Raw genomic sequence first — 24,361 nt, forward strand, 5'->3', positions numbered from 1 at the left:
TCAGCAGGCACTTATTTAAATGCTATCCTAGTATATAGTTTAATTATATTTAAGGTATTAGTCAAATGTCGAATTCATAATAGATAGTTAAAAAAAATTGGTTCATGGGGATATGTAATGAAAGGCTTAATACTGCATGGGTTTTCTAACCTTAATGATTAGGGGGATCTTCATTGGCAGGTTTCAACCACCGCATTGGGGGCATGTTTGGGCCATAAGGGATATACTCAATGAGGTTGATGAGTTAATAACGGTTATTGGTTCCGCCCAGTTCAATTACATAATCAAAGATCCATTCACTGTAGGCGAGAGAATTTGGATGCTGAGGGAAGCATTGAGGAGGGTGGTGTAGATTTATCAAGGTAATAATCGTGCCGATACCCAATATTGAAAATAATGCGGCATGGTTCGGCTACTTAAGGTCATATGTGCCACCATTCCAAGTAGCATACACGGGGAATCCATTCGTAGCCATGCTGCTTAGAGAGGCAGGAATTGAGGTGAGACAACAACCGCTCTATGATAGGCAGAGGTATAATTCAACGAGAATTAGGGAGTTAATGCTCAAAGATGATCCAGAGTGGGAGAAACTCGTACCAAAATCCGTAGCCGAAATAATTAAGAAGATAAATGGAATAGAAAGACTAAAGACAATAGCCACAGGCGAAGCAGAACCACACAGGTGGTAAGTGGCTATTGTAGATTGAAGCATATGCACGGTACGGCGAGATTGAACGCAAAAACTGGCGCCATCCTCATCGCTTCCCTCCTCGATTGAGTATGTAATTGCCCCGTCGCCATTCAATATACACGTGGTCTGTGGTTCTGCAGCCTCGTTGGCTTGGTTTTTGTTTCGTAATGTGTGGAGGGGCGTGTGATGAACCTAATGAGCCATGAATGATAAACCTAGTGGGCTTAATGACGAGGCCTCGGCTCAATCACCGACCATTAATAGCTCGACCGTGTACCTCGCGGTCCTGCTCAGCGTTACCTCCTGCTCACCAGCCTCATCACCGCATGCGTACCTTATTTTAATGGTCTTCGGCTCATTGCTCACTATAATGTAGGTTGCCCTGTACCTTGGTTTGAGGACGTCACTGCTCATTGCCTTCACGTCCTTGCCCATGACCTTGAGGTAATTCCCGCCGTAAAACACTAGGCGATTAACGACGATCTCGCGCCCGAGGTCGGCACATGCGGCGGATCAGAGCTAAATAAACGTTCAAATAATGCACTAAGGACTGTTGGGCATGCACGGTGTCGTGCGTGCCCTCGGCGTGGGTGTGTGGCGTAATTAAGTCAGGTGGTAAGGAGGTGGGTGCATGAGTTCGTGCACGCAAACCGTTTTGCAAGGCATTAAGCACCGTGAGAACAAGCTCGGCATTGCGGAGTTGAAACTCCATAAGAACATTAATTCAACCCCCAATAAAGACCGTGGAAACACTCACGAACCGCAAAAAAATTAGGAGCAGAAAGGCGTTCCAACGAAAACCAAGGAAACAGAGAGGAAAAACTTAAAAAGAACAAAACAAACAAACAAACCAGAGGATTTCAATAGAATATTGAAAGATCAACTTCCTCGTTGCCCTGGCCATAAGCATCACCCTGTAGTGAGGATTTCAATAGAATATTGAAAGCTTGTCGTCGTAATCAACCAACGCGTAAATGAATTTCTTTTGAGGATTTCAATAGAATATTGAAAGGCCTATAGCCAGTCGCCTCGAGTGCCCTCTCGAGGTACTTGCCGAGAGGATTTCAATAGAATATTGAAAGAGTTACACGGGGTGCGTAGCGAATACTGTCGCTGTGGACACGAGAGGATTTCAATAGAATATTGAAAGTCATTCATAATTAATGCGTATGAACAAGTTAGGGCTGGACATTATGAACAAATAGAGGATTTCAATAGAATATTGAAAGTTCAGCATTTCCATTATGTCCTTGTTTGTTAATTGCAAACCATAAAGCTCAAGGAGGATTTCAATAGAATATTGAAAGCACGCGTGCAGGGAGTTAAGGGACTTCAAGTGCGTCGTCATGGGAGGATTTCAATAGAATATTGAAAGTCCCTACTCGAGGCGGTGACGAGCGTGGGCATTGAGGAAGTACCGAGGATTTCAATAGAATATTGAAAGATGTAGTTTTGACTAAACACCCCCATGCCTTCGAAGCCCAGACTAGACGAGGATTTCAATAGAATATTGAAAGGGAAGGACGAAGCGTTTGACGCACTGTGGGAAATACTCGTGAACCTAGAGGATTTCAATAGAATATTGAAAGCTTCCCTGGCTCGGGCATGTAGACCGTGCAGTACGAGGGCTTGAGAGGATTTCAATAGAATATTGAAAGTTAATATATGATGACGTGGGCGTTAGGATAATACCCGGCGCTGGAGGATTTCAATAGAATATTGAAAGAGGGATTAATCTCGGCCTTGATGGGATAGGGATGGTATAATGAGGATTTCAATAGAATATTGAAAGCTGAGAAATACATGTAACGCGTATCGTTAATAACTATTACATAAGAGGATTTCAATAGAATATTGAAAGTTGGTGCCTTGACTCTATATGGCATGATGAAGAGTGAATCCCATGAGGATTTCAATAGAATATTGAAAGTGTTGGGGAGTACTTAGTAGATGGGATTCGCGGCAGCCTGCGGATATACGTGAGGATTTCAATAGAATATTGAAAGAATCGTGGCAAGCACTCTAGAGATTCTCCTGGGGTTTTTCGTGGAGGATTTCAATAGAATATTGAAAGATGTTTATTACAAACGGGTTCGACCAATGCATCAACTCCTTCCTGAGAGGATTTCAATAGAATATTGAAAGGTCCTCGACCCCGAGGACGAGTACTGTAGCGCATTAGCCCCATTGAGGATTTCAATAGAATATTGAAAGCTCCGCAATGAGTAGCTGCGTTGCTGGGGAGATCTGCGAGAGGATTTCAATAGAATATTGAAAGTTATACACTATGCCATCACCGCCGAAGTGGGCAACCAAGTGCGAGGATTTCAATAGAATATTGAAAGCCCAGAGGTTTGGTAGGTCGAGTTTCATGTTTTGCCTGTACCAGTCGATGGAGGATTTCAATAGAATATTGAAAGGAGGCCAGGGTTGGTGATGGGAATGGTGGTGGTGAGGCTAAGGGAGGATTTCAATAGAATATTGAAAGTGCTGTCTAGGTACGTTATTTCGACATCGACTGAGTTGTGAGGATTTCAATAGAATATTGAAAGATCCCCTCAACCAATTCCGTGGCCAGGGAAGAACTACATACACATACACGGCTTGGGCCTCAACGATAGCGATGTGAGCGTTATGTGGAGGTTAAAGGCTATTGACTACAAGGGCGTGTTCGAAAGTAAAGCCGAGGTTGCTGAGGCGGCTAGCAGGCTCGGCGATGAGGAGTTCCCAATATTCACGCTGTACGCAGTGCTCGGCGATGGTGATGTGAACGTTAAGGAGAAGTCGGTTAGGCTCACAATGGGCCATTCAAAGCTTGAGTTGTGGGGCGGCTTAATCGAGGGGTTAAGGAGCCTTGGGTTTAAGAAGAAGGATGACAATGAGTATACCGTAGCCTATACGATTAGGTCCTCAAAAGCCATTGAGTTAGCCAAGAAAATGCTTGGCGACTCGGCGATTAAGACTTTGGTTGAGGACTTGGTCCAACTGCCCGATGCCGAGAAGCCTAGGCGTTTAATGGCGTTGGCGGGCATGGAGGTCAAGCCCCTGGGTAGGTCTTCAATTGAGGTCATTGATGGCGTGAGTATGAATGTTCACGTGAGAGACAGCGGCACTGTCGAGCTTAGGACCTGGCGTAAGAGACTTGAGGATGCCGTGAGGATTCGGGAGAGACTCAAGAGGGCAGGCTACGACGCTGGCTGAGGCCCAGCGGCGATTATTTCGAGATCTACATAAGTATGTACGTAATCGAGAAGGATCAAGAACTCACGAAAAAGGTCTGTGAAGTATTGAGGAAAATGCTCGAGGAGACAGCCAGCGAGGGCAAGGAAAGGAGAGCAAAAGCAATAACAAAGGCAATGACAAAACTAAACTGCCCCACCCAAAACCCACGAACCCAAAACAAAGCATAGTCATAATCAATCTTCGTGGCGCCGCCGCGGGATTTGAACCCGGGACCTACGGGTTAACAGCCCGCCGCTCTACCGGGCTGAGCTACGGCGGCTTGGTAAGGAATGGGTTTATGGTTTTTTTAAGTTTTTGTTCCTGGATTTTAGTATTAACCGTTGTTCCTAGGTCTTTAAGGTTATGCTTTATTGGGTCATTGCCTGCTTAAAGCTTTGTAGCGCTATATCTATTTTGTTTAGGTCGTCCTTTGTTGGTACTCCATTTACGCTTATTGCGTCTATTACCGTGAAGCCTGCCTTCTCGAGCCTCGCCTTTACGTGCTTAAGCACTACGTCGCCCCAGCCATAGTCCGTTATCAGTAATATTGGCTTCCCACCCCTTAACTTCTTTATTAATAGATTGATTACGTAGTCCATTAGTGGGAATGGTTCGGTATCGTATGTGGATATCCCAAGGACTATGCCAAGCGCGTTATTTGCATCCCCAATTAAATCACCAATGCCTGCTCTTTCCTTATCCGTAAACCTGTAACTACTAACGTTAAAGCCCCAGTCACTGAGTACCTGAGTTACGTGGTTCATTATACCATCAACGAAGCCATACATTGAGGAGTACGCAACCACTATTTTCCTATTAACTGGTGTTTTCAATGCAAACTCCCTATACAGATCAATGGCTTTTCTCACGAGGTCTCCCTTGATTACTGCACCATGGGCAGGCGCAATGATTTCAATATCACCTTTCGTTATCGTTAATACTTTATCAAGGTTCTTAATGACATTATCCCTGTAAAAACCAATTATATTCGCGAAGTACTTCCTCATTGAAAATACGTACTCATCGCTTAAGTCCTCAATAAACACCGACTTAGGTATTGTATATGCGCCAAAGACATCACAGGTTAATAAGGTCTTTATCTGTGGTATGTACGTAACCATGGTCTCGGGCCAGTGAAGCCACGGTACGTGGATAAACATTAACTGATAATTCCTCGTGCTTAGTATCTCGCCATCCTTAACAGCCCTAAATCTAGGACTTATTCCATAGAGACTCCTCAGTAATTTATTAGTCATTGGATGACCGATGAAGGTAATGTCCGGGTTCTTCTCATACAAGGCCTTTATTGAGCCGCTGTGGTCTGACTCCATGTGATGAATTACGACGTAATCTAGGTCGCGGATATCAATTACGGAGCTCAGTGCATTGAGAAAATCATTCTCCAAGCCCTTCTTCCATGAATCAAAGAGGATTGTCGCGTCATCATCAACCAATAGATAGGCATTATACGTGACCCCCTCAGGTATCTCCCACAGGGCTTCGAAGTACTTTGTTGTGGTGTCGTCATATCTAATGATCATTAAATCTCTACTTACCTTGTCAATAATGATCCCATGACTTCTTTCCTTACTCATTACATTTACGACACATACTATGCATTTAAATATAGGGGTCTATTCCTCATAAAATAACATTAATATTTCAATTTCAAATGAATTCTTACGCAAATGGCTAATAAAAGGAATGACTTTCTATTTGACTATATTTTATTCTTGGTCATTATCTCTAAATCTTAAATCCAGCCCCTAACCTTCATTGCATTGTATATTCTATCCACGGCCTCTACGTATGCCGCTTCCCTTATCGTTACCTGGCTCGTACCTAGCTTACTCCACCTATTCATCACCCTGTTAAATGTATCAAGCAATATCCTCTCTAGCCTATTCCTCGTCTCCTCCTCATCAGAAGTACCATTGCAGGTCCTCAACCCACTCTAGGTATGACATCACGACACCACCGGCGTTAGCCGCCAGGTCAGGCAATATCCAAACACCCTTTGAGTGCAGTATCTTCTCTGCGTCAGCCGTAGTTGGGCCGTTTGCGCCCTCAACTATTAACTTAGCCTTTATGTTGTTAGCATTGCCCTTATGTATGACGTTCTCTAAGGCGGCGGGTACGAGAATGTCCACTGGCAGTTCTAAAACCTCATCATTGGTTATCTTCCTGGTTCCTGGAGATTCATAGTTCATTACTGTGCCTGTCTTATCCTTAATCGCCTTAACGTCTGCTAGTTTAAGCCCATTCGGGTTATAGACGCCGCCCTTACTGTCCGTTACCGCAACGACCTTAGCACCCATCTTCTCCAGCCAATACGCACCCCAATAACCAACGTTACCAAATCCCTGAACAGCCACGGTCTTACCCTCAATGCCACCCCACAACTTCTTAGCCGCCTCCCTGGCCCAAACAGCTACACCAAAGCCTGTTGAGTATTCCCTAACTGGGTTGCCCCATAATACCACCGGCTTTGCCGTGAATACTCCAGGCACGTTATGGCCTGCAATCTTGCTGTACTCATCAACCATCCAAGCCATTATCTGTGGGTCGGTGCCAACGTCGGGCGCTGGTATATCCACCTCGGGACCTATGAAGGGTGCTAATGCCCTTGCATAGCCCCTGCTTAACTCCTCAAGCTCCCTTTTGCTTAACTTCTTGTAATCAACGGCAACCGCGCCCTTACCTCCACCGTATGGTAGGCCATTTAGTGCGTTCTTGAAGGTCATTACCGTGGCCAGCGCTATGTCCTCCTCAAGCGTGACCTCTGGGTGGAACCTTATCCCACCCTTGTAGGTCCTAGGGCGTTGTTGTGCTGTACCCTGTAACCCGTGAATACCTGGATTTTTCCATTGTCCATCCTAACGGGTATGTTAACAGTTATTATCCTCTGAGGCCTACTTAGGATTTCATAGACCTCCTGTGGGTATCCACCCAGCTCTATAGCTCTCTTTAGTGTTTGTAACACACTTTCTAGGAATGTAGTCCCCCTTAGTGACATCGAGACTATGTAAATGATGGGTTATTAAACCTTTCTCTATTGGCTTATGTAATACGAATGCACCATGGCACTAAGGTCAAAAGTTAGCATTTAAAATTATTAATCAACGCCTTACTAGGGACTCAATGAGCGAGAAGGCGCTTAATAGGCTTATGACTAAGCTAACCAAGGAGAATCTGTGGATTTACGTAGTTAAGCTGCTAATGGAGAGGCCCATGTATGGTTATGAAATAGCTAAGGAAATAAGGGAACGCTTCAACATTAACATAACAAACGTTGGGGTCTACGTAGTGCTTTATAAAATGGAGAGGGACGGCTTAGTAGAGACGTTCGTGAGTAATGGATCTAAGATGTATAGCTAAGGCCGGAGACCGTGGGGCTTTGGTTAAGGGCTAGGGATTTCATATCCTCAATCCTTAGGCAGGTATTTGGTTGTGGTGTTGATTGTGGTGCTGGGAAGGCTTAAGGATAAGGTGGAGAGGATTGGTAGGAGAATCCTTGAGAGAGGCCTTGTTAGGGTAATGCCTAGAAACCCCAATGCATTGACAATATCGTCCTTAATCATGGCACTACCAACACCCTACTTAATGTGGCTGCATCATACTGGGCCTACGTACTGACATTTACACTGCTAATAATTGCGAGCGCCTTTGACATGCTTGATGGATTAATAGCGAGGTATTGGGGGAGGGCTTCTAGGCTTGGTGCTTTCCTGGACTCCACACTGGATAGGTATGTTGATTTCATAGCGCTAATTGATCTATGGATAGTCAGCGATATGAATTTGCTAGGCATAGCCTCGTTATTACTTGCCATACTGGGTTCATTAATGACGAGTTATACCAGGGCTAGGGCTGAGGCGCTCGGCGTTAGGATGATCGGTGTTGGACTCCTCGAGAGGGAGGAGAGGCTCATCCTCATTCTTCTTATTCTCCTAATATTCATTGTCACGGGCATAGACGCGGTGGCGCTGTACGGCTTACTCCTCCTTGCGCTATTAACGAATGCCACAGCCATAGAGAGAATAATTACTGTGGTTAGGTCCCTGGGTTCTTCGTGATGATTGAATGCGGATTAATTATCTAGCGGTAGGGAAAAGTTAAGCTTTATTAATTAATCCTCAGACACAGTAATTGTGGGGTATGCCTGAGGAGGGTGAGAACGTGGTTATTTACATAGAGAATGAGAACATAGCCAATAAGGAGATTGTTAAGTCAAGTCTCACAGATACCGTGAAGAATTATGTAAAGAAGCTATTAGATAAGTGGAATCCCGAGGAGTCCGACTTCATAGTCCTTAAGGTACCTCAGACCGTGAGCCTAGATCTACCATTGAGTAAGGAGCTCTATAGGAAGGTTGAGAAGTACGGCGTTAAGAGTTGGTAATAAGGCTGAGGTTGAGATACGACTTACGAAATAATATATAGCAATAGGTGGATGGGTGAGGATATGGAGGCTGATAGGTTCGTAGTAATAATGCCGTACATAAACGATGACGTAATAAACCAGGTAGTAAATAACATATTATCATCACTGGCACCTGAGGGTGAGGGAGAAGGTGAGGAATTCCTCGAGGAGTAGTTTCACCTACGTAAATCTATCACGAATAATTATCTATTATTGATGAACCCATTATACTCTCAAACTCTATCCCAAAGGCATCAAGAACCTGCTCCAACGACGTCCTTAAGTACTCAATGTACTTATTAGGATCTACCTCGTCAATCCTAGCCAATTGTATTGGCTTAACCCCCTCCTTACCCGTGGTCTTAACGTAAATTATTATATCGCCAGGTCTCACGTTATAACCAAGGTTCTTCAACTGCAATGCAGCCTTAACATGCTGTGGTGTGTTCTTTGTGTATGACTCAAGGGGCTTGGTTAATGCCGTCCTTATTGCCAACTTATTGAGTGGTATCTCCTTCCTCTGCAACTTCCTGTAGTAGTCCCTAACCTTGTCCCTAACCTCCTCAATAACTTTACCGACATCCTCAAGTCCCTGGATATCCGAGAGAAGCCCCACGACTTCGTTAAACGCCTCCTTTGCGAAGTCAGGGGTATTCCTCTTCTTACCAACTAATCCCTTTATATCCAACTCACCATTCTGTAGTATGCCAACGTAGTTCTTCTTCCTACCGCTCATGGCGACCAACTTATAGACCTTATCAAGCTCGATCTCTATACCAAACTCCTTATCTACCCACTCAATCAATTCCCTGAGCCTATCCTCATCCGGATTCCATATGAATAGACTATCGGTATCGCCATAAATAGGCACTAACCCAAGTTCCAGCGCCTTCAACACTGTCTTGGATAATACGTACCTAGCCAGTGCCGTCGTTAACTCGGCGGCGGGTGGGCAATATAGCTGGAATACCTCGGCTCCCAATACGCCGTATGATGCATTAATGAAGACCTTAAGTGCGCTCTGTACTACGTTATAGTAGCTCCTCAATAACTCGCTCTGCGCGGTCTTGGCCAGCTTCTTATATACGTAGGCTCTCAAGTCCCTGAGCAGGCCGACTATTAATGCCGTTAGTCCTCTTCTATCATTACACACCCAATGGGGTAGTTCCGGTATTGGCTTATTGCCTTGCTCCTTCTCGCTTGGGCACTTAACGGTCTCATAGGATATGTTCCAACGCTTAATAACTGATGGGTACATGCTTGCGAAGTCGAGTACGTATACGTTCGGGAATATGCCGGGCATTGGTTCCAGGACTATGGCGCCTGCGTACTTCTTACCCTTAATAATAGCCTTAGTGGCTACGTCACCCTTAACCTTAACAATATCCTCCTTCTCAGGTATTAACCAACCCCTCCTCCTATGTTCGTAATACAGCATGTTCCTAATCCAAGCCGATATCTGGCTCCTGACCAGGTCATCTGGCGGTGTCTTGGATATCCTGGACATAAGTATTATTAGTCTCAGTACTAGGTTATTGTCGTAAGTCGTCAGGTAAAGCCCTAGGAATGCGTCCCTAAAGTTATAATTAATTAACTCAACATAGCTCATCTGTGATACGGGCTTGTCTCTACTCAGCTTTGACATGCCTATTATTGCGTGGGCTATGGTGTCCAATGTCCTATCCATACCCCTGTACTTACCGCCAAAGGCATAAACCTCGATAGCCTGATGTTGAAGAACTTATACAGGTCTAGGTGGATCCCAAGGGCTATGGATGCCTCATTCCTCCTCAGCGTTATTGGTATCTCCTCCTTCCTAAAACCAAGTTTCAAAGCCCTATGGTATATGTAGGGTAGGTCGAAATTATCACCATTAAATGTAATTAATATTGGGTATTGCAGGATTATCGAGAATAATTCCTTAAGCATTTCATACTCACTATCGAAGAACTCCACCTCGACATCATCATACATGAGATTCTCAAGGTCCTCGGGCCTCAACTCCATACCTGGTCTCCTGAGAACCAGGACTTTCCTCAGCCATCACTACCTGCGAGCCCTATGGATATGATTTCGTAATTAGCCTCCTTAGGGTTTGGCACCCTATTTTCCTGCGGCGTAAATACCTCTATGTCGAGGGATAGCCTCTTAATGTTTGGCACAGGGGCTTGAAATAGAGGTATCCACCTCCTCGCCTCCTCAAGGAAGTCTCCGTCATTTGCGTATAGCTTATTTATGAATTCCTCAATCTCGGCAGGTACCTCAATGGGCACCTGCACCAGTTTTCCATCCTCAACCCTATAGAACATGCCGGGTATGATTTCATTATCGTATATGTAGCATAGGTGATACCTTATCCTAGACTCCCATGTTTTTGGGAGTAACTCCCTTATTGAGTCGGCCTTGCTCCAATACTTAATGGGTCCTTGGCATTTATTTTTGTAAGTACCACCTTCCTATCACTTAATGGGTCATATTTCTCAACAGCCTCTATGTGACTGAAACCCGGGTGTAGGATCACCTTCGTGAACTTGGTGATTAGCTCCTCAGGCCTAACATTAGTCAGTAGGTAAGGTCTATGCCCAGTATTGTCATACCAAAAATAAACCCTGTCATTAACAGGATCGTAAAGCTTAACGAGGGCCTTACCAGCCTCCCATCGTAAGTCACGGTCAGCACTATTGACGGTGGCGTGTTTTGAGGGGTCTCAGCCTTATGGATATTTCCTCCTCTTCCTCCTCCTCACGTTCCTCAAACTCCTCCTCTTCAAGCTCTTCTTCCTCTTCCTCATCCTCCTCCCTATACTCCCTGCTTCTCATTTCTCAGCAATATAGCTATAATAACTAACTTATTAAGCCGCTGCTCCACTGCCTTAGGTACTACGGCCTTCATACGTATTTGTGAGTAGAATTATTAAGTGGGGCATGTTGACTAATCGAGCAATGGGCAGGTACCTAGCGATGTTGTTTGGCCCACGATACTCCTAGTCGCCATAGTGATCCCTGTATTCATTACCTATGAACCATACATATTAACGAACACGCACTATGACATTTCATCATCAATAATACAAACACTAAGTAATGCCGTGAGGAGCCCAATAAACGCCCTATCAACATACCTCCTCGGAGACCTTGCCCCATACCTATACGTAGTAATTGCGGTTTTACTAATTCTCAATAGACGGAGAATTCATGAATTACGTAATGAACTAGGTCTATCATGGAAACCCCTATTTGGTAGGTTGACGATACCGATAATCATCATATTAGCGCTTATATGGTTCCTCATAAGTGGCTTAATACCGCTCATGTTTTTTTATACCCCAGGTTTCATTAACGAATATCCTTCTTATGACATACACGCTGTACCCAATAGCCATCAGTGAAGAAATGGTGTTTAGGGGGTTCATGCTTGGTAGATTATTACCTAGGAATGGCTCCGTCAATGTAATCACGCAATGCCTGCTGTGATGATAGACGCCATTTACTTCACAATAGCGCACGTACCCGTTTACCTGGCGGTTTACGGCGTGAATAACCTGACCCCATTAATTTATACTCTTGGTTACATACTCGTTTATGGGGTAATTTCAGGCCTTATATTCATATCGACAAGGAATGTAGTACCTGACATAATTATTCACTGGATTAATGATTATTTGTCTATAATTACCGTGATTTACCTAGCGCATTAATAATGGTGCTACATAATGTATTGGAGATTTTGATTGCGGCCTCTTTATAATCCTCAAGATCTATTAATTCCTCCGGTTTAGAGGACATGGGTAGTGATTCTAAGGCTGCGAATGATACTCCTAGCCTGCCAATTCTTCTCCCGAAGTTCTTGAGCATTCGATTTTCATGAGGTCCGTCGTAGGCATTATTGAGTATTGCGAGGATTGGTTTCTTACCATATTTGATAAGTAAATCAATGTAGGACCCAAGTCTAAGTAATGCGCCCTCAACACCGTCGAGATTCGCAGAGGCAATCAGCACCACGTCAGTGTTTACATACCTTATGAAGTCCAGGGTTGATGAAAAGCCACGCCTATACCTCCTGGATGAACCGGTCAAGAGTCCCATGACGCCCTCAACCACCAATACGTCTAACCCAAGATTCCTGATGCCGCTTATTACCTTCCGCCAATTGACCCAACCAAGTGATCTACTTCCCCACCTCAGTCTTATGCTCATCCAGGGCTTAAACGGCTTATTAAGGATGTAAAGGCTTGGATGCAGATCCCTAATATCGCCAGCTAATTTAGCAACACCTACGTAGTAACCAGCCCTATTAAGACAGTACGCCAATGCACTCGTTATCAGCGTCTTACCTTCGCCTGTCATGGTTGATGCGACGGTAATGATCCTAGTCACCCCAGGACCCTCCTCTCCCCTACTCACCCATTCATTCTCACGGTAACTCTCGTAGTAATTCTTAATTTCAGCCTCATTATTAATCCCAATTTCATGAAGTATATTCCTCATTATTGGAGACCCTAACCCAAGTATCCCGTGAACCATCGTACCAAACACCCTATACTTCCGTGATACAACCAGCGTAGGTGCATTAATCTCCTCATTTCTATAATTATACCTTGGTATACGCGATACCCCCACAACCTTAACGTCATCAGACAGTATGTTCATCCTGCCATACGTATGCGCCTGCCAACCAATTAATTCAGTGCCCACGAGATTTCTCGTTGCCCAGGTCTCGTCAATTACCCTAACCCTCACAGGCCCTGTAACGATTAGTGGCTCAAAAACTATGTCTAGAATGCCAAGCCCCCTGGAATAACCAGGTAATCCCTTAACGTTTAGGTTCACCGCCCTTGACAATAATTGAGCACCTGAGCAAACACCAACGACAAAACCACCCCTCTCAACATACTCCCAAACCTCCTTCTCAATCCAACCATAGCGTTGTAATACCTGGGACTCCACTAAGGTTCCAGGAGGTAGTATTAATAAGTCAAGATCCCTTATCATGCCTGGCTCGCTAATGCGTACATTAAATGGTAACTCCTCGTAATAGGGCATTGCGCCCCTGACGTTTAATACACCAATCTTAATCATAATCAGTCACCATATTAATAACTACGAGAGTACCACTGCGTCAATACCGTTATTCACTAGTGCCGATACAGTGTCTGCATTATCATCGAAATGCACCAATATTTCATACCTTCTTAATAGGTTTTTAATCATCCATAACTTATAAACGTAGTCAGGTTCGGTATTATTGTCAGGTCTCATGAATAGCCCCTCAAACTCGCTTATCCCGAAATTCCTTAATTGATTCATCGTGCATTCCCTCATGGATTCCCTCCTGCCAGTGACAATTATTATGCCAAAACCCCTACTCCTTAATAACTTAAGGAGATCTATATTCCTAGGCTTGGGTCTGTCCATAAATAGCTTATTGCAGTCGAGGAAGCAATCCCAATCAACTCCACCATCATACTTAAGGCATAGTCTCAATCTATTTTCTGAGTTAACCAAGACTCCGTCTATGTCGAAGGATACGTACTTAATATTAACCACCCACTACTCATTGAATGCCATATCTAGGCATTCAATGCCGTTACAACTTATATAGTTAATGCCCACCATCTTAGGTAAGTAATACATTTGCTTAACGGATTCGGTGGCGACTGTATTAACCCCAACACTCTTGAGAAACGGTGATACGACAGGGCACGTGGTCAATACCAGGTGTATATTGGAGTCCCTAAGCATATTAATAATGCTTTGATTTAATGAATTAATTACAAAGGGTGTCGTAGCTATGTAAATGGGCTTCTTAGCTCTTTTAAATCCCCTGCCCCTTACGTAATTAATGACCGTCATTATCTCATCAACGCCATAATGAGGGCACCCAAGAAATACCGCGTCAAAATCCTGCCCCTTAACCCCCGTATTCCTAATTATGTCGTTTATATCTATGTCAATCTCCTCCGGCTTGTCTATCATCGAGAAATACTCCCTATAATTTGGTGTTAATCCATCAATAACCATGAACGCGTGGGGTGAGTATGTTGCATAACTAGCCAGTAATTGCTTAATTACCGCATTTCCATTAAACCTAGCCACCAAGTATGGCTTACCGTCACCAACCTCCTCGGCAATCTTCCTCCCCAGGAGCCCCGCGATTAATGGGTTATTAATTACCTGCCTCCATTAATTCTAACTACGTGCGTCGGTACCCTGCCATTAAGCGTGTAAAGCCCGTACCTAGGAACCCTACCAACCAACGCTGATAAGACTACGAAGGGCCCTGGTAACTTCTCGGTCCATGCATCATGAACGGCATTTATATAAGCGACGGCATTTGACTCAGCCCACGCATGGTAAGTCCTCGGTCTAATTCGTAAATACTCATATGGGGTACACGTGAGCCATAGACTGGCGCCCATACTCCTCAACGCATTTATTATTCTCCATTGCCTACTGATGAATTCCCTATCCATCCCCCAATCATTGAGTACATCAATGCCCACGGGATTGACCGTGGTAAACACGCGAAACTTGACATTAGACTTGGCCAGATCCTCTAGGTATTCAAGGCCAGGATCGCCTATTGTTAGGTAGGAGGCGCCAGCGATATGCGCGGTCTCTATCTCAATTAGCTTATCGGCCTTTAATACATCGCCAACCCTAACTATTACTTGCATTGCCCTTGCTATGGCATCCCCATAATCGCCACGAAGCATGGCCTCTTCATACCTATTAAGGTACATTCGGCACCTTGGTATTTGCGGAGAAAATAAATCTTATTAAATTAATTATGTTACACGAACTCGGTAATGCCCAATAATAAAATTGACCTATTTAGGAATGTATCGGCATTATTTACTGATTATGATGGGACGATAGCGCCAATAAACGTTGCTAGAAGCCTGAGTAAGCCTCCGGAACCCATTTATGAGAAATTGAATGAAATAGGCAAGTACATACCAATAGCCGTGGTAAGCACGAAGGACTGCGACTTCTTAATACCGAGGACAGGCTTTGCCAGGGCATGGTCATGCACAAACGGCCTTGAGATAAGGGTCGGCGGTAATCGCCATATACATGAGGATTTACCCAAGTGGCAGGATAGATTTATGTACCTAATCAGCACCATAAAGAGCATTGATGAATTCAGGGATGTATATCTGGAGATTAAGCATGTTGGTGATTTAATCGGTGGATTAGGGATTGACTGGAGAACTAGGGGTTCAATAAATGCGGAGGCTTTAAATCGTATTATTAAGATTGCTTACGAATTAGGGTTTAAGGTCATTAGATATAGGGGTCATCCATTCATAGACGTATACCCAGGTATTCAGGTTGATAAGGGCTATGCGGTTATGAGACTCAGGGAGCTTATGGGCGTAAAGGGACCGATAATGTACATGGGCGATTCAGAGAATGACATCCCCGCAATGAGGGTTGTCGAGTATCCCATTGGTATTAGGCATAGGTATAATGAGGGTCTTGACCTACCGGTGTTACTATGGGTTGATGAAAATGAACTACCCACATTCCTGGAGAACCTACTATCAATTTTAAAGTCCAAGGTTCATTAACTTTCGCAGCCTAATCAACCGGCTCAATCGCCGTAACTTAACCTCATAGTTAATGCTCACTTTTAAATCAATTCTAAGAGAGTTAATGACCCTAGACTCGGTAATACTCTCTACATTCATAGGCTTCTTGAGTGCGTGATTAGATGTAATAAAAACCTTTCTCTATAGTAATCAATAAACCCATAGAAATGGTTTAGGCATATAGAGTGCAAGGCCCTCGAGACCCACCCTCTCGCTGGGTTTCATCAAATGCCTATACTCACTAGCCCTTGGATTTGCCAAGAACCACCTATTCCTTGGTGTGATGATCCTTGGTAATTTACCCTGAAAACCGCACCGCTTACACCTCAATAGGCCTGACCTACCCATGGACTCCATGGGCCCGCCGCACATGGGACACCTTGGTTCCTCACCTCAACATACCTATCGTGAAGAACCCTAATCCCCTCAACATAGAGACTAAGATCACCATTCGGCTTAACACCACCCCACACCTGGGCGAGGCATCCATCGCAATTCATCAATTCCCTAGAAATCCCCAAGTGCCTATATGCCAATGCCTTTCTACCGTTATCTAACGTAATGAGTGCATGACCTTTATCATCAAATGCCACATTCGTAATAACACCCGTGATGTCGGCATTCCTATACGGTATGAACTCACCCACATGCGATCTATGTTCCTCAGTTCCCTGGTTCGTTAAGTAGATAATCCAGCCAATGGCATTGTACTTATTGGCCAGGTAATTGCCCATGGTAAGTACGTGATGAGGTGAGTCACCTCTAATGCCAAAAAGTACTGGATCAGGGCCGTGAGGCTCAATAAGCACCTGATCATTATACAGGTTTAGAAATGTGAACGGCCTTGTTGCCTCGTCCCAAGCCTTCACATCGTTAATATCGATGGCTGGTCTCTCCTCATCCTCAGGTCTGTACGCAATGAATTCATACGTGGCGTCAACAGGTACAAAGCCTAAAGATGCCAATGCCCCAATGACGCCCCTACCACCCACGAGTCTGGCATTGACTTTATCGGCAACCCTATGTGCGAGGTCTAGCGTAACCACATCCCTAACACTCTTTCTATAAAACCAAATTAGCCTCTCGTTAATATTCAATAAATCATTCACCACCATATACGCAATTCCAGGGCTTGTCTTACCAACCTCTTAACCATTTGATCAATTAATGAATACATTAACTCAACATAATTCACTGCATCACTCTCGGACTCAATTCGAATTATTATTGATAGGGATGCATTACCCCTTGTCTTAAACGGTACGTAGGGGTTCAACCTCGTTAAACGTGGTAATCCAACAATATTATTAGTTAATCCGTCCTTAATTAGGTATTTTACGAATAAGTACATGACGTACGTAGTGCAACCACCACCCTCCCAATCAGTATCATCAATGCCAATCATTAAATACGGCATTTATGCAGTAAAGCCTATGGGAATAATATAATTCCTTCCTCATAACGGCCTGTCAAAATTATCTTAATTTGGGCGATGAAAGCCTTTTAAATTAAATTACAATTAGTATCAATCAATTATGGTTGAGAGCGAGGAGCCTGAGAAGGAGGAACGCGAGGAGGGCGAGGAAGAGGAGACCGAAGGCGTTGAGTCGGAGGAAACCGCTGAAGAGACTACGGAGGAAGCAGAGGAGACTGGTGGGGGCGAGGAGGGTGTTGAGGAGGGTGAAGGTGGTGTTGTTGAGACTGAGGAGTATTACAGGATAATGTTCCCGAAGGGTAAGGAGTTTAGGTACGTATTCACTGCCTTAGCCAATCTGCTCCAGGAGTCAAATCTCGTGATTGATTCTGAGGGCATTAAGATGAAGTCAATAGACCCAAGTAAGGTTTCCCTGGTAATACTGAACATACCCGGTTCAAGCCTTGAGGAGTACACGGTGACGAAGGAATTGAAGGTTGGGATAAGCTTTGACCTTGTTAAGAAGATCTTGAAGAGGGTTAAGGCTAGGGAGAAGGTTGAGCTTGGTGTTGATACTGCCAAGAATAGGTTCTTCATAACGATATACACAAAGAAAGGTAGGGAGGGAGGCTTTTACAGGAAGTTTGGTCTTCCAATAATTAATATAGCCGAGGAGGAGGTCCCCGAGCCTAAGCTTGAGTATCCGGTCAGGATTAGGATGGATATGGACGTGTTCGTCGACGTACTAAGCGCGGCAAGTGAGGTCTCCGACTCCGTTAAATTCATGGCTAAGGAAGACTCCTTCTCCATATTAGCCGAGGGCGAGGGTGGTAAAGCAATTGAAACAACGTACTCCAGCAGTGATGAGGTTTTCTATGAGTATTCCGTGCAGGGCTCTCATGATTCTACATACTCCGTTGAATTGCTGCTCGATTTCATAAAACCAATGAAGCAGATCAGCGAGACCGTGACAATAGAGTTCGATAATAATAAGCCGTTAAAATTAACTATGGACTTCGCGATAGGGTCTATTCAATTCTACTTAGCTCCCAGGGTAGCGTAACTTGCCTTAAAAATCGAAATATTTACCTTAACTGCTATATGCTATATTTAATTGATAGGTAATCATGAGGAGGCACTATTGTTGGTATTAATTGAGAGAGGTTAGCATCAAGTGATAAGCCTTTGATGGAGCCATCCCTTGGTTTGAAGTCCATGTTAAAATCAATCACGTGCTCACTCCAATTACCTATGAATACCAATCCATGACCATCCAGGGACTCAATCCTCGTCATTATATGCGTAGGCATTATTGACCTAACCTCATAGTCATTATTGATGGTTACCCTGCCACCATTAATATTAATATTTAAATCACTAATTGCGTATACACGGTTTAAACTCATTATAAGTATTATGAAGTGCTCATTAATGTACATAAGAATCCAATTAAGATAGGGTATAATCTTAACATCCATGGTTATGTGAGACGGCCACGCTACGGGATTAAACAATGATAGGAAGGTTAGGTACTTAAGTTCCTCATTCGTTGAGAGCAGTAATTTATCAAATGCTTTAAGGCTCATTAGGGGCATGTTGTATCTATTGAGTGCAATGGTTAATTTGGAGAGGTCCTCTGGACTTAACTCACTCATTCTCCTATAATAATCATATAGTATATTCACAGCCCTGTTATACTCATACAGCCTATTCGCCAGGCATATTAATTCATCGACACAGCTCCTCCTCAACTCATTTCTAACCCTCATGATCTCGCTCTTCAAGCTCGCAATTAACTTAACGCTCTTTTCCCACCGCAGCCCTCTATACGCGTCTAGGTATTTCACCATTAACTCATCATTACTGCAATACTCAACCTTGGCATTGATTAATTCGTAAGCATTCCACAGCCATAATGCATAGTCACACCTAGGCCTTAAGTAAGTGCCTGTCCCAAGCCTTAATGTGTAGTCCTCCCTCGATGTGAATATTGACACGTACATTTTACCTCAATTACTTCAATATCGATAGGGTGGTACGTACTTATTATGCTCTATTATTGATCCTGGGTATATCACGGAATTGGCGCCAACCCTTGCCTTAGGCCCGACAATGGCGCCCAACTTAGCTACCTGCTTACCCTTAATAATGACCGGTGATAGGTGAGAAACCTCAACGCCACTCGGTAATACGTTTAGGGTGATAACGCCAGGCTCTATTGTGCTCTCATCGCCAATTATAGAACTGCCTATGAATGAGCCCCTACCCACGGTGGCTTTATACCCTATAAGTGACTCCGTTATTTCAGCATCAGCGCCCACCACGGATTCCTCCTCAAGTGACGTGTTATTTCTAATTAATGCGTTATTACCTACGTAGGCATTCCTACCCACGTACACGGGCCCCCTAATTATTGCGCCATGGTCTATCCTAGCACCCTCATCCACCACCACAGGCCCCTCTATGACAGCTCTTGGCGAGACATCAGAATCCTTACTAACCCTAGCTTCCCTTAAGTCGCTCATTAAGTACCTTATGGCACTTAGTAGGTCCCAGGGATAACTAACATCAACGAACCACCCACTCCAGAGGGCTAGGTTTATATTGCCCTTAAATTGCCTTAGGGCATCATTAATATTACCATTGAGGTCCTGTAACGAGACTAAAAACTCCTTCTCAGCAATTAGTATGCCAGTCCATGCATAGCCCGATTTATGCTCACTCACCTTATTAATTGCTATTACGTCATTTACCTGGACCTCGAAGTAACCCTGCAGATCCGATAATGGTGTCATTAATACGGTTACAGGCTTACCCGAGTTCACGTGACTATTTAACGCAAGTCATAAGCCTCCTGGGGTAGCACAACATCGCCAAACGATATTATCGTCGTGCCCTTACCAGCGACCTCATTAACCATCTTTAACGCACTATCAATATCATCACCCCTCTGCCCAACGTTCTATCGAAACATTATTGAAGTATCGACCAACCTCATTACCCACCTTAGTCGGGTCCCTGGAGATTATGTAAATAGTCCTTAACCCTAGATGAACGAGGTTATTCGTTGGATAATAAATGAGTGGTTTACCTAGTAACCTAATGAGTGGCTTATCGAGATAGGGCGTTAATGGTTCCATGTTGGTTCCTCTACCGCCACCAAGTATTACTCCGAGGACCTCCCTATGATGCATCATACCGCTCACTCCACGGTCACTGTCTTCGCCAAATTCCTTGGCTTATCTGGGTCATAACCACGTGCAACTGCCGTGTAATAGGCAAGTAGTTGCATTGGCACTATGTATATTATTGGGGCGATCCTATAATCAATGTTTGGCAATTCAAACGTTACACTCAGTAATTCCTTAAACTTACCAACGTATTTCTCGGGAACAAACCCTATGGTATATGCATCCCTAGCCTTCATCTCCATGACATTACCAAGTAACGCATCTACATTGTCATCGTCAAGTATTGAGAATACGACGGGATAGCCCTCCTCAACGAGCGCTATTGGTCCATGCTTACTCTCACCTGCTGGGTATGCCTCGGCATGTATGTACGCTATTTCCTTTAGCTTCAGGGCACCCTCCATACTCAGCGGGACCCCAATACCCCTACCTAGGTAGTAAGCGTTGTTTTTGGTCTTCATATACTCACTTAATGCCTTAACCCTGCCTTCGGTCCTAGTTATGACGTTCTGAAGTAAACCCGGCACCTTATTGAGTGAGTCCATTAAATTCCTATATTCACCCTGGTCTAATTTACCCATGCAATGCCGGTCCTTAGAGCGAGTATTGTAAGGATGACTAATTGTGTGGTGAAGGTCTTCGTAGCCGCAACACCGATTTCGGGACCTGCCCTCGTATAAAGTACGTAATTTGACTCCCTGGGTATTGCACTATCAATAACATTTGAAATAGCAACTACCCTGGCACCCCTCTCCTTAAAGGCTCTCACGGCGACCAGGGTATCAATAGTCTCGCCTGACTGGCTAATGGCTATTACGGTGTCATCCTCATTAACCGCATTAACGTATTTCTTATACTCAGAGGATATTACTGCGTGTGTGTCAAGACCAAGCATTATCGTGAATAGATAGTCACCAACAAGACCCGCGTGGTACGATGTACCGGCACCAATTATCAACACCTTCCTTGAGTTTAGAAGGAGATTAACCACGTTATCAAACTCTCTCTCGTTAATCCCCGCCAGTGTTGAGCTTATGGCGAAGGGTTGTTCGTGAATTTCCTTAAGCATGAAGTGCGGATAGCCCTCCTTACTCGCCATTTCAGGGGTCCAACTAATGAGCCTAATCCTCTCCTCAACATTAACGGGAACACCATCCTTCTCAATATAGACCTTGCCTGGCTCAATATACCCATACTCGCCATCCCTAAGTACTATCACCATATTCGTAAACTCGAGGAAGGCTGGTATATCGCTGGCGACGAAATTAGCGCCATTACCAATACCAATGACCAACGGTGAGGTGTTCCTAGCGAAGTAAAGCCTGTTGGGTTCCTGGGATATGGCAACTACGAATGCGTAGGCACCCCTCAATCTCGATAATGCAGCCTTAAACGCATCAAAGGGCTTGTAACCAAGTTTTAGATATTCCTCGATTAGGTGGGCAACAACCTCGGTATCTGTCTCGCTCTTAAACACGTGACCCCTCTTAATGAGTTCCTCCTTGAGTTCTAGGAAATTCGAGATTATGCCATTATGTACAACGGCGACATTACCACTACAATCAGTATGTGGATGCGCGTTCTCATCGCTTGGTTTTCCATGGGTAGCCCATCTAGTGTGTCCGATGGCTGTTGTGCCATTAACCTCATCAAAGTTTAACCTTGCACTAACCTCTGCGATCTTACCCTTACCCTTCCTAACCTCTATGTAATTACCCCTAATAACCGCAATACCAACCGAGTCATAACCCTATACTCAAGTCTCTCAAGGCACCTCCTAACTACCTTACCAATAGGCTCCCTAAAGTTATTTGGCAACGACGTAATGCCAATAATCCCGCACATAACCTAAGCACTTAATCCTAAATAAAGTAGTTAGAATTAATAAATATTTAGTCTCAAGAGATAAGCCCTAATTCAATCTCAAGTACTGTCAATAATCTACATAGTATTGACGATGTATCCATGACGTATCTACCGATTTTCAAAACATCATCAGCAAGTTCATAAGTACGTTCCTCAAACGGGCCCCTGGGAAATGCGCCAACCATAATCAAGGGCCTCCTAAAATTTATCACGTAATCGATGAATGACTTTAAAGATATTTCTTTACCCCTCACATCATCAAGGAGTATTTTACGGTCAGGCAACTCCGTGTTTAGTACGTAATTAATACCATCAACGAACCTCATCAATGGCTTACCAACAGGTGGTACCCTACCCACCATAAATAATTGGCTCATTAACCCAATGAAATTGTCGTAATTGCGTGGTGGGTGTATCTCAGGGTCAACATCGATTACCAAGTCATTTATTGTATGTATGTACGTTTTAATTAGGTTATTCCTTGCAAGTAAGCTACCCTGAATTAGGAGGAGTGCTTGGTGAAGTATGTCAGGTCTTCCTCGCTTCTCTGCATTGGGTAATTTAATCATGGCCCTATGATGCCTGGCCCTATCGAGGATTAGGTATCTTGGATTTACCCCTCTTTTCCTTGCGTCCTTAATTATTATGGGGTCGCTTAATAATTCCTTGGGTATGGTCTCGAGCGACGTCTCGGTTAGTAATAGTATTATCTTATCCACAGCAGTGAGTTAGAGTGGCATTAATTTAAGAATTGATCAACATTTATACTCTGTAAATTGAAGATTGTGGTACACTCATCATACATGCACTTTATGATTCCATGGAATTTCCTAGATATTGCTAATATCCTGTGATTATCAGGGGTTGTATACGCTATCAAGGTCTTAGCACCCCTTCTCTTCAAATCATTTATTGCATATGCGACAAGTCTTGTGCCAATGCCCCTACCTTGGTAATTATCCTTAACGACAATAGCCATTTCGTAACAGCCATCGCTTAGATAAACAGCCTCTAAAACACCAACTAATTCATCGCCAAGAAAGGTGCCATAAATGATATTACGTGGATCAGAGAAAACAGATTTCACGTACCTCTCAAAGTCCTTAAAGAAACCCCTAAACCTATAGTAAATACTCTCGTTACTTAATGAGTTATATAAATCAAGAACCCTTTTCATATCATCACTCCTTAACTCCCTAAATTCAAGCTTAATTAATGACTTCACGACACTCATACTCGATCATTATCCATCACTATTCAATATTTTAAATTTCTTTCTCTTCAAGTGTAAAACATGCCTAGTAGAAGTATCATATACAAAGAAATGACGATAAACTCATATGAACATTATTGTATAGAATAGAATTGAATACTTAGAATGCTCATAATGGGTTAACACATTAAATATAAATCATTATTATGATTGCAACACTTAAATAAAAATTAATTAAGTCACGTTAAAGTTTTTCCTTTATTTACTACCACCTCCACCTCCGCCACCACCGCCAGGCGCTGCCTTACCCTTTGTTACGCCTACTGTTAGGCCCAATCTACCCGTTGTCCTGGTCCTTTGTCCCCTAACCTTAAGCCCCAGGTTATGCCTAATGCCCTTCCAACTCCTTAATTTCTTCATTAAGTCAATATCCTTCTTAGCCGCAAGTACTAAATCCGCACCCAGTAGGTGAATGTTTCGGCCTGTCTCCGGGTCCTTAGCCTATTCACGAACCAACCAGGTGCGAACTGGTTCAGGTTTCTCACGGCCCAATCAAGCTTCCTAACGGTCTCATCATCAAGCTGACCCAGTCTAATTGATGGGTTTATCCCCAAATACCTACATATTGCGTATGCCGTTGATATTCCAATACCCCTAATTTTAGTTAGGGCATAAGCCACTGGCTTATATCCATCCAGGTCAGTATCACCAATCCTCACTATCTGCCTAACCTCCTGGGACATTCGGC

General features: G+C 43.9%; 21 protein-coding genes, 1 tRNA gene, 7 pseudogenes and 1 CRISPR repeat array. Of the genes and pseudogenes, 11 read left to right on the top strand and 18 right to left on the bottom strand.

The features are described 5' to 3' along the window. Positions 1-154 precede the first annotated feature (154 nt). A pseudogene (locus tag JCM16161_RS00380) lies at positions 155-689 on the top strand (nicotinamide-nucleotide adenylyltransferase). A 245-nt stretch (positions 690-934) separates the two neighbouring features. Here the strand turns inward: JCM16161_RS00380 and JCM16161_RS00385 are convergent. Then, the gene (locus tag JCM16161_RS00385; protein ID WP_243668271.1) at positions 935-1,126 is read right to left on the bottom strand and encodes a hypothetical protein; all 192 of its coding nucleotides are present in this window, start codon (positions 1,124-1,126) and stop codon (positions 935-937) included. Between the two features lie 418 nt (positions 1,127-1,544). Beyond that, positions 1,545-3,243: a CRISPR direct-repeat array (repeat unit 25 nt; unit sequence GAGGATTTCAATAGAATATTGAAAG). Between the two features lie 82 nt (positions 3,244-3,325). Between JCM16161_RS00385 and JCM16161_RS13485 the strand changes: the two genes are divergently transcribed. Next, complete coding sequence (locus tag JCM16161_RS13485) at positions 3,326-3,892, top strand: hypothetical protein (protein WP_243668272.1); 567 nt, start codon at positions 3,326-3,328, stop codon at positions 3,890-3,892. A gap of 35 nt (positions 3,893-3,927) precedes the next feature. Continuing rightward, positions 3,928-4,101, top strand: coding sequence for a hypothetical protein (locus JCM16161_RS13490; RefSeq protein WP_243668273.1), 174 nt, complete (start codon positions 3,928-3,930; stop codon positions 4,099-4,101). A gap of 16 nt (positions 4,102-4,117) precedes the next feature. On the opposite strand, the gene JCM16161_RS00390 is transcribed toward JCM16161_RS13490, so the two are convergent. The 3 genes and pseudogenes from JCM16161_RS00390 to JCM16161_RS00400 all read right to left on the bottom strand — a co-directional run bounded on the left by JCM16161_RS00390 (position 4,118) and on the right by JCM16161_RS00400 (position 6,929). After that, positions 4,118-4,193, bottom strand: a tRNA-Asn gene (locus JCM16161_RS00390). A gap of 88 nt (positions 4,194-4,281) precedes the next feature. Beyond that, complete coding sequence (locus JCM16161_RS00395; protein WP_054854653.1) at positions 4,282-5,508, bottom strand: FprA family A-type flavoprotein; 1,227 nt, start codon at positions 5,506-5,508, stop codon at positions 4,282-4,284. Positions 5,509-5,666: 158 nt separating this feature from the next. Beyond that, positions 5,667-6,929, bottom strand: a pseudogene (locus JCM16161_RS00400) (Glu/Leu/Phe/Val dehydrogenase). 125 nt (positions 6,930-7,054) lie between these two features. Here JCM16161_RS00400 and JCM16161_RS00405 point away from each other — a divergent pair. The 4 genes and pseudogenes from JCM16161_RS00405 to JCM16161_RS00415 all read left to right on the top strand — a co-directional run bounded on the left by JCM16161_RS00405 (position 7,055) and on the right by JCM16161_RS00415 (position 8,509). After that, positions 7,055-7,291 (top strand): PadR family transcriptional regulator, encoded by a 237-nt coding sequence (locus JCM16161_RS00405; RefSeq protein ID WP_243668274.1) that lies wholly within the window; start codon positions 7,055-7,057, stop codon positions 7,289-7,291. Between the two features lie 84 nt (positions 7,292-7,375). Next, complete coding sequence (locus JCM16161_RS13495; RefSeq protein ID WP_243668275.1) at positions 7,376-7,549, top strand: hypothetical protein; 174 nt, start codon at positions 7,376-7,378, stop codon at positions 7,547-7,549. Then, positions 7,519-7,989, top strand: a complete 471-nt coding sequence (locus JCM16161_RS00410; RefSeq protein ID WP_243668276.1) for a CDP-alcohol phosphatidyltransferase family protein — start codon at positions 7,519-7,521, stop codon at positions 7,987-7,989. The genes JCM16161_RS13495 and JCM16161_RS00410 overlap by 31 nt, the downstream gene beginning before the upstream one ends. An 82-nt stretch (positions 7,990-8,071) precedes the next feature. Beyond that, a pseudogene (locus JCM16161_RS00415) lies at positions 8,072-8,509 on the top strand (DUF2286 domain-containing protein). A 19-nt stretch (positions 8,510-8,528) separates the two neighbouring features. Here the strand turns inward: JCM16161_RS00415 and JCM16161_RS00420 are convergent. Further along, positions 8,529-11,154 (bottom strand): annotated as a pseudogene (locus JCM16161_RS00420) (DNA-directed DNA polymerase I). A 176-nt stretch (positions 11,155-11,330) separates the two neighbouring features. Between JCM16161_RS00420 and JCM16161_RS00425 the strand changes: the two are divergent. Together JCM16161_RS00425 and JCM16161_RS00430 are read left to right on the top strand one after the other, a co-directional pair. Beyond that, the gene (locus JCM16161_RS00425; RefSeq protein WP_054854654.1) at positions 11,331-11,723 is read left to right on the top strand and encodes a hypothetical protein; all 393 of its coding nucleotides are present in this window, start codon (positions 11,331-11,333) and stop codon (positions 11,721-11,723) included. A 72-nt stretch (positions 11,724-11,795) separates the two neighbouring features. Continuing rightward, positions 11,796-12,032: a CPBP family glutamic-type intramembrane protease gene (locus tag JCM16161_RS00430; RefSeq protein ID WP_054854655.1), complete on the top strand. Its 237-nt coding sequence runs from the start codon at positions 11,796-11,798 to the stop codon at positions 12,030-12,032. Here the strand turns inward: JCM16161_RS00430 and JCM16161_RS00435 are convergent. The 3 genes and pseudogenes from JCM16161_RS00435 to JCM16161_RS13500 form a co-directional block, all read right to left on the bottom strand. Beyond that, on the bottom strand, positions 12,007-13,413 hold the full coding sequence (locus tag JCM16161_RS00435; protein WP_054854656.1) for a glutamine amidotransferase: 1,407 nt from the start codon (positions 13,411-13,413) through the stop codon (positions 12,007-12,009). The two genes, JCM16161_RS00430 and JCM16161_RS00435, sit on opposite strands and share 26 nt — an antisense overlap. Before the next feature lie 21 nt (positions 13,414-13,434). After that, complete coding sequence (locus JCM16161_RS00440; RefSeq protein WP_054854657.1) at positions 13,435-13,881, bottom strand: phosphatase; 447 nt, start codon at positions 13,879-13,881, stop codon at positions 13,435-13,437. 3 nt (positions 13,882-13,884) lie between these two features. After that, positions 13,885-15,050 (bottom strand): annotated as a pseudogene (locus JCM16161_RS13500) (aconitase X catalytic domain-containing protein). A gap of 93 nt (positions 15,051-15,143) precedes the next feature. On the opposite strand from JCM16161_RS13500, the gene JCM16161_RS00455 reads away from it, so the two are divergent. After that, positions 15,144-15,908, top strand: a complete 765-nt coding sequence (locus tag JCM16161_RS00455) for an HAD-IIB family hydrolase (RefSeq protein ID WP_054854660.1) — start codon at positions 15,144-15,146, stop codon at positions 15,906-15,908. A 171-nt stretch (positions 15,909-16,079) separates the two neighbouring features. On the opposite strand, the gene JCM16161_RS13505 is transcribed toward JCM16161_RS00455, so the two are convergent. Genes JCM16161_RS13505 through JCM16161_RS13515 form a run of 3 tightly spaced genes read right to left on the bottom strand, consistent with a single transcriptional unit; the run spans position 16,080 to position 17,346 of the window. Next, entirely contained in the window at positions 16,080-16,277 is a 198-nt protein-coding gene (locus tag JCM16161_RS13505) for a hypothetical protein (protein WP_243668277.1), read from the bottom strand. Then, entirely contained in the window at positions 16,256-17,044 is a 789-nt protein-coding gene (locus JCM16161_RS13510; protein ID WP_243668278.1) for a DUF1743 domain-containing protein, read from the bottom strand. Before JCM16161_RS13510 ends, JCM16161_RS13505 begins: the two co-directional genes overlap by 22 nt. Further along, positions 17,035-17,346 carry a hypothetical protein gene (locus tag JCM16161_RS13515; protein ID WP_243668279.1) on the bottom strand — a complete coding sequence of 104 codons (312 nt, stop codon included), beginning with the start codon at positions 17,344-17,346 and terminating at the stop codon, positions 17,035-17,037. Before JCM16161_RS13515 ends, JCM16161_RS13510 begins: the two co-directional genes overlap by 10 nt. Positions 17,347-17,464: 118 nt before the next feature. Here JCM16161_RS13515 and JCM16161_RS00465 point away from each other — a divergent pair, with 118 nt between their 5' ends. Then, the gene (locus tag JCM16161_RS00465; protein ID WP_054854661.1) at positions 17,465-18,406 is read left to right on the top strand and encodes a DNA polymerase sliding clamp; all 942 of its coding nucleotides are present in this window, start codon (positions 17,465-17,467) and stop codon (positions 18,404-18,406) included. 34 nt (positions 18,407-18,440) lie between these two features. Here JCM16161_RS00465 and JCM16161_RS00470 read toward each other — a convergent pair whose 3' ends face one another. The 7 genes and pseudogenes from JCM16161_RS00470 to JCM16161_RS00495 form a co-directional block, all read right to left on the bottom strand. Then, positions 18,441-19,346 carry a hypothetical protein gene (locus JCM16161_RS00470; RefSeq protein WP_054854662.1) on the bottom strand — a complete coding sequence of 302 codons (906 nt, stop codon included), beginning with the start codon at positions 19,344-19,346 and terminating at the stop codon, positions 18,441-18,443. 15 nt (positions 19,347-19,361) lie between these two features. Then, positions 19,362-20,168 carry a hypothetical protein gene (locus tag JCM16161_RS00475; protein WP_243668280.1) on the bottom strand — a complete coding sequence of 269 codons (807 nt, stop codon included), beginning with the start codon at positions 20,166-20,168 and terminating at the stop codon, positions 19,362-19,364. Positions 20,169-20,285: 117 nt separating this feature from the next. Then, positions 20,286-20,540, bottom strand: a complete 255-nt coding sequence (locus tag JCM16161_RS13520) for a sugar phosphate nucleotidyltransferase (protein WP_243668675.1) — start codon at positions 20,538-20,540, stop codon at positions 20,286-20,288. A gap of 5 nt (positions 20,541-20,545) precedes the next feature. After that, positions 20,546-22,379: pseudogene (gene glmS / locus JCM16161_RS00480) on the bottom strand (glutamine--fructose-6-phosphate transaminase (isomerizing)). 53 nt (positions 22,380-22,432) lie between these two features. Then, on the bottom strand, positions 22,433-23,119 hold the full coding sequence (locus tag JCM16161_RS00485) for a ribosome biogenesis protein (protein WP_054854663.1): 687 nt from the start codon (positions 23,117-23,119) through the stop codon (positions 22,433-22,435). 20 nt (positions 23,120-23,139) lie between these two features. After that, positions 23,140-23,634, bottom strand: coding sequence for a GNAT family N-acetyltransferase (locus JCM16161_RS00490; RefSeq protein WP_054854664.1), 495 nt, complete (start codon positions 23,632-23,634; stop codon positions 23,140-23,142). Between the two features lie 237 nt (positions 23,635-23,871). Further along, positions 23,872-24,356, bottom strand: a pseudogene (locus tag JCM16161_RS00495) (30S ribosomal protein S13). Between the last annotated feature and the right edge of the window lie 5 nt (positions 24,357-24,361).

The organism is Vulcanisaeta sp. JCM 16161 (assembly GCF_001316285.1).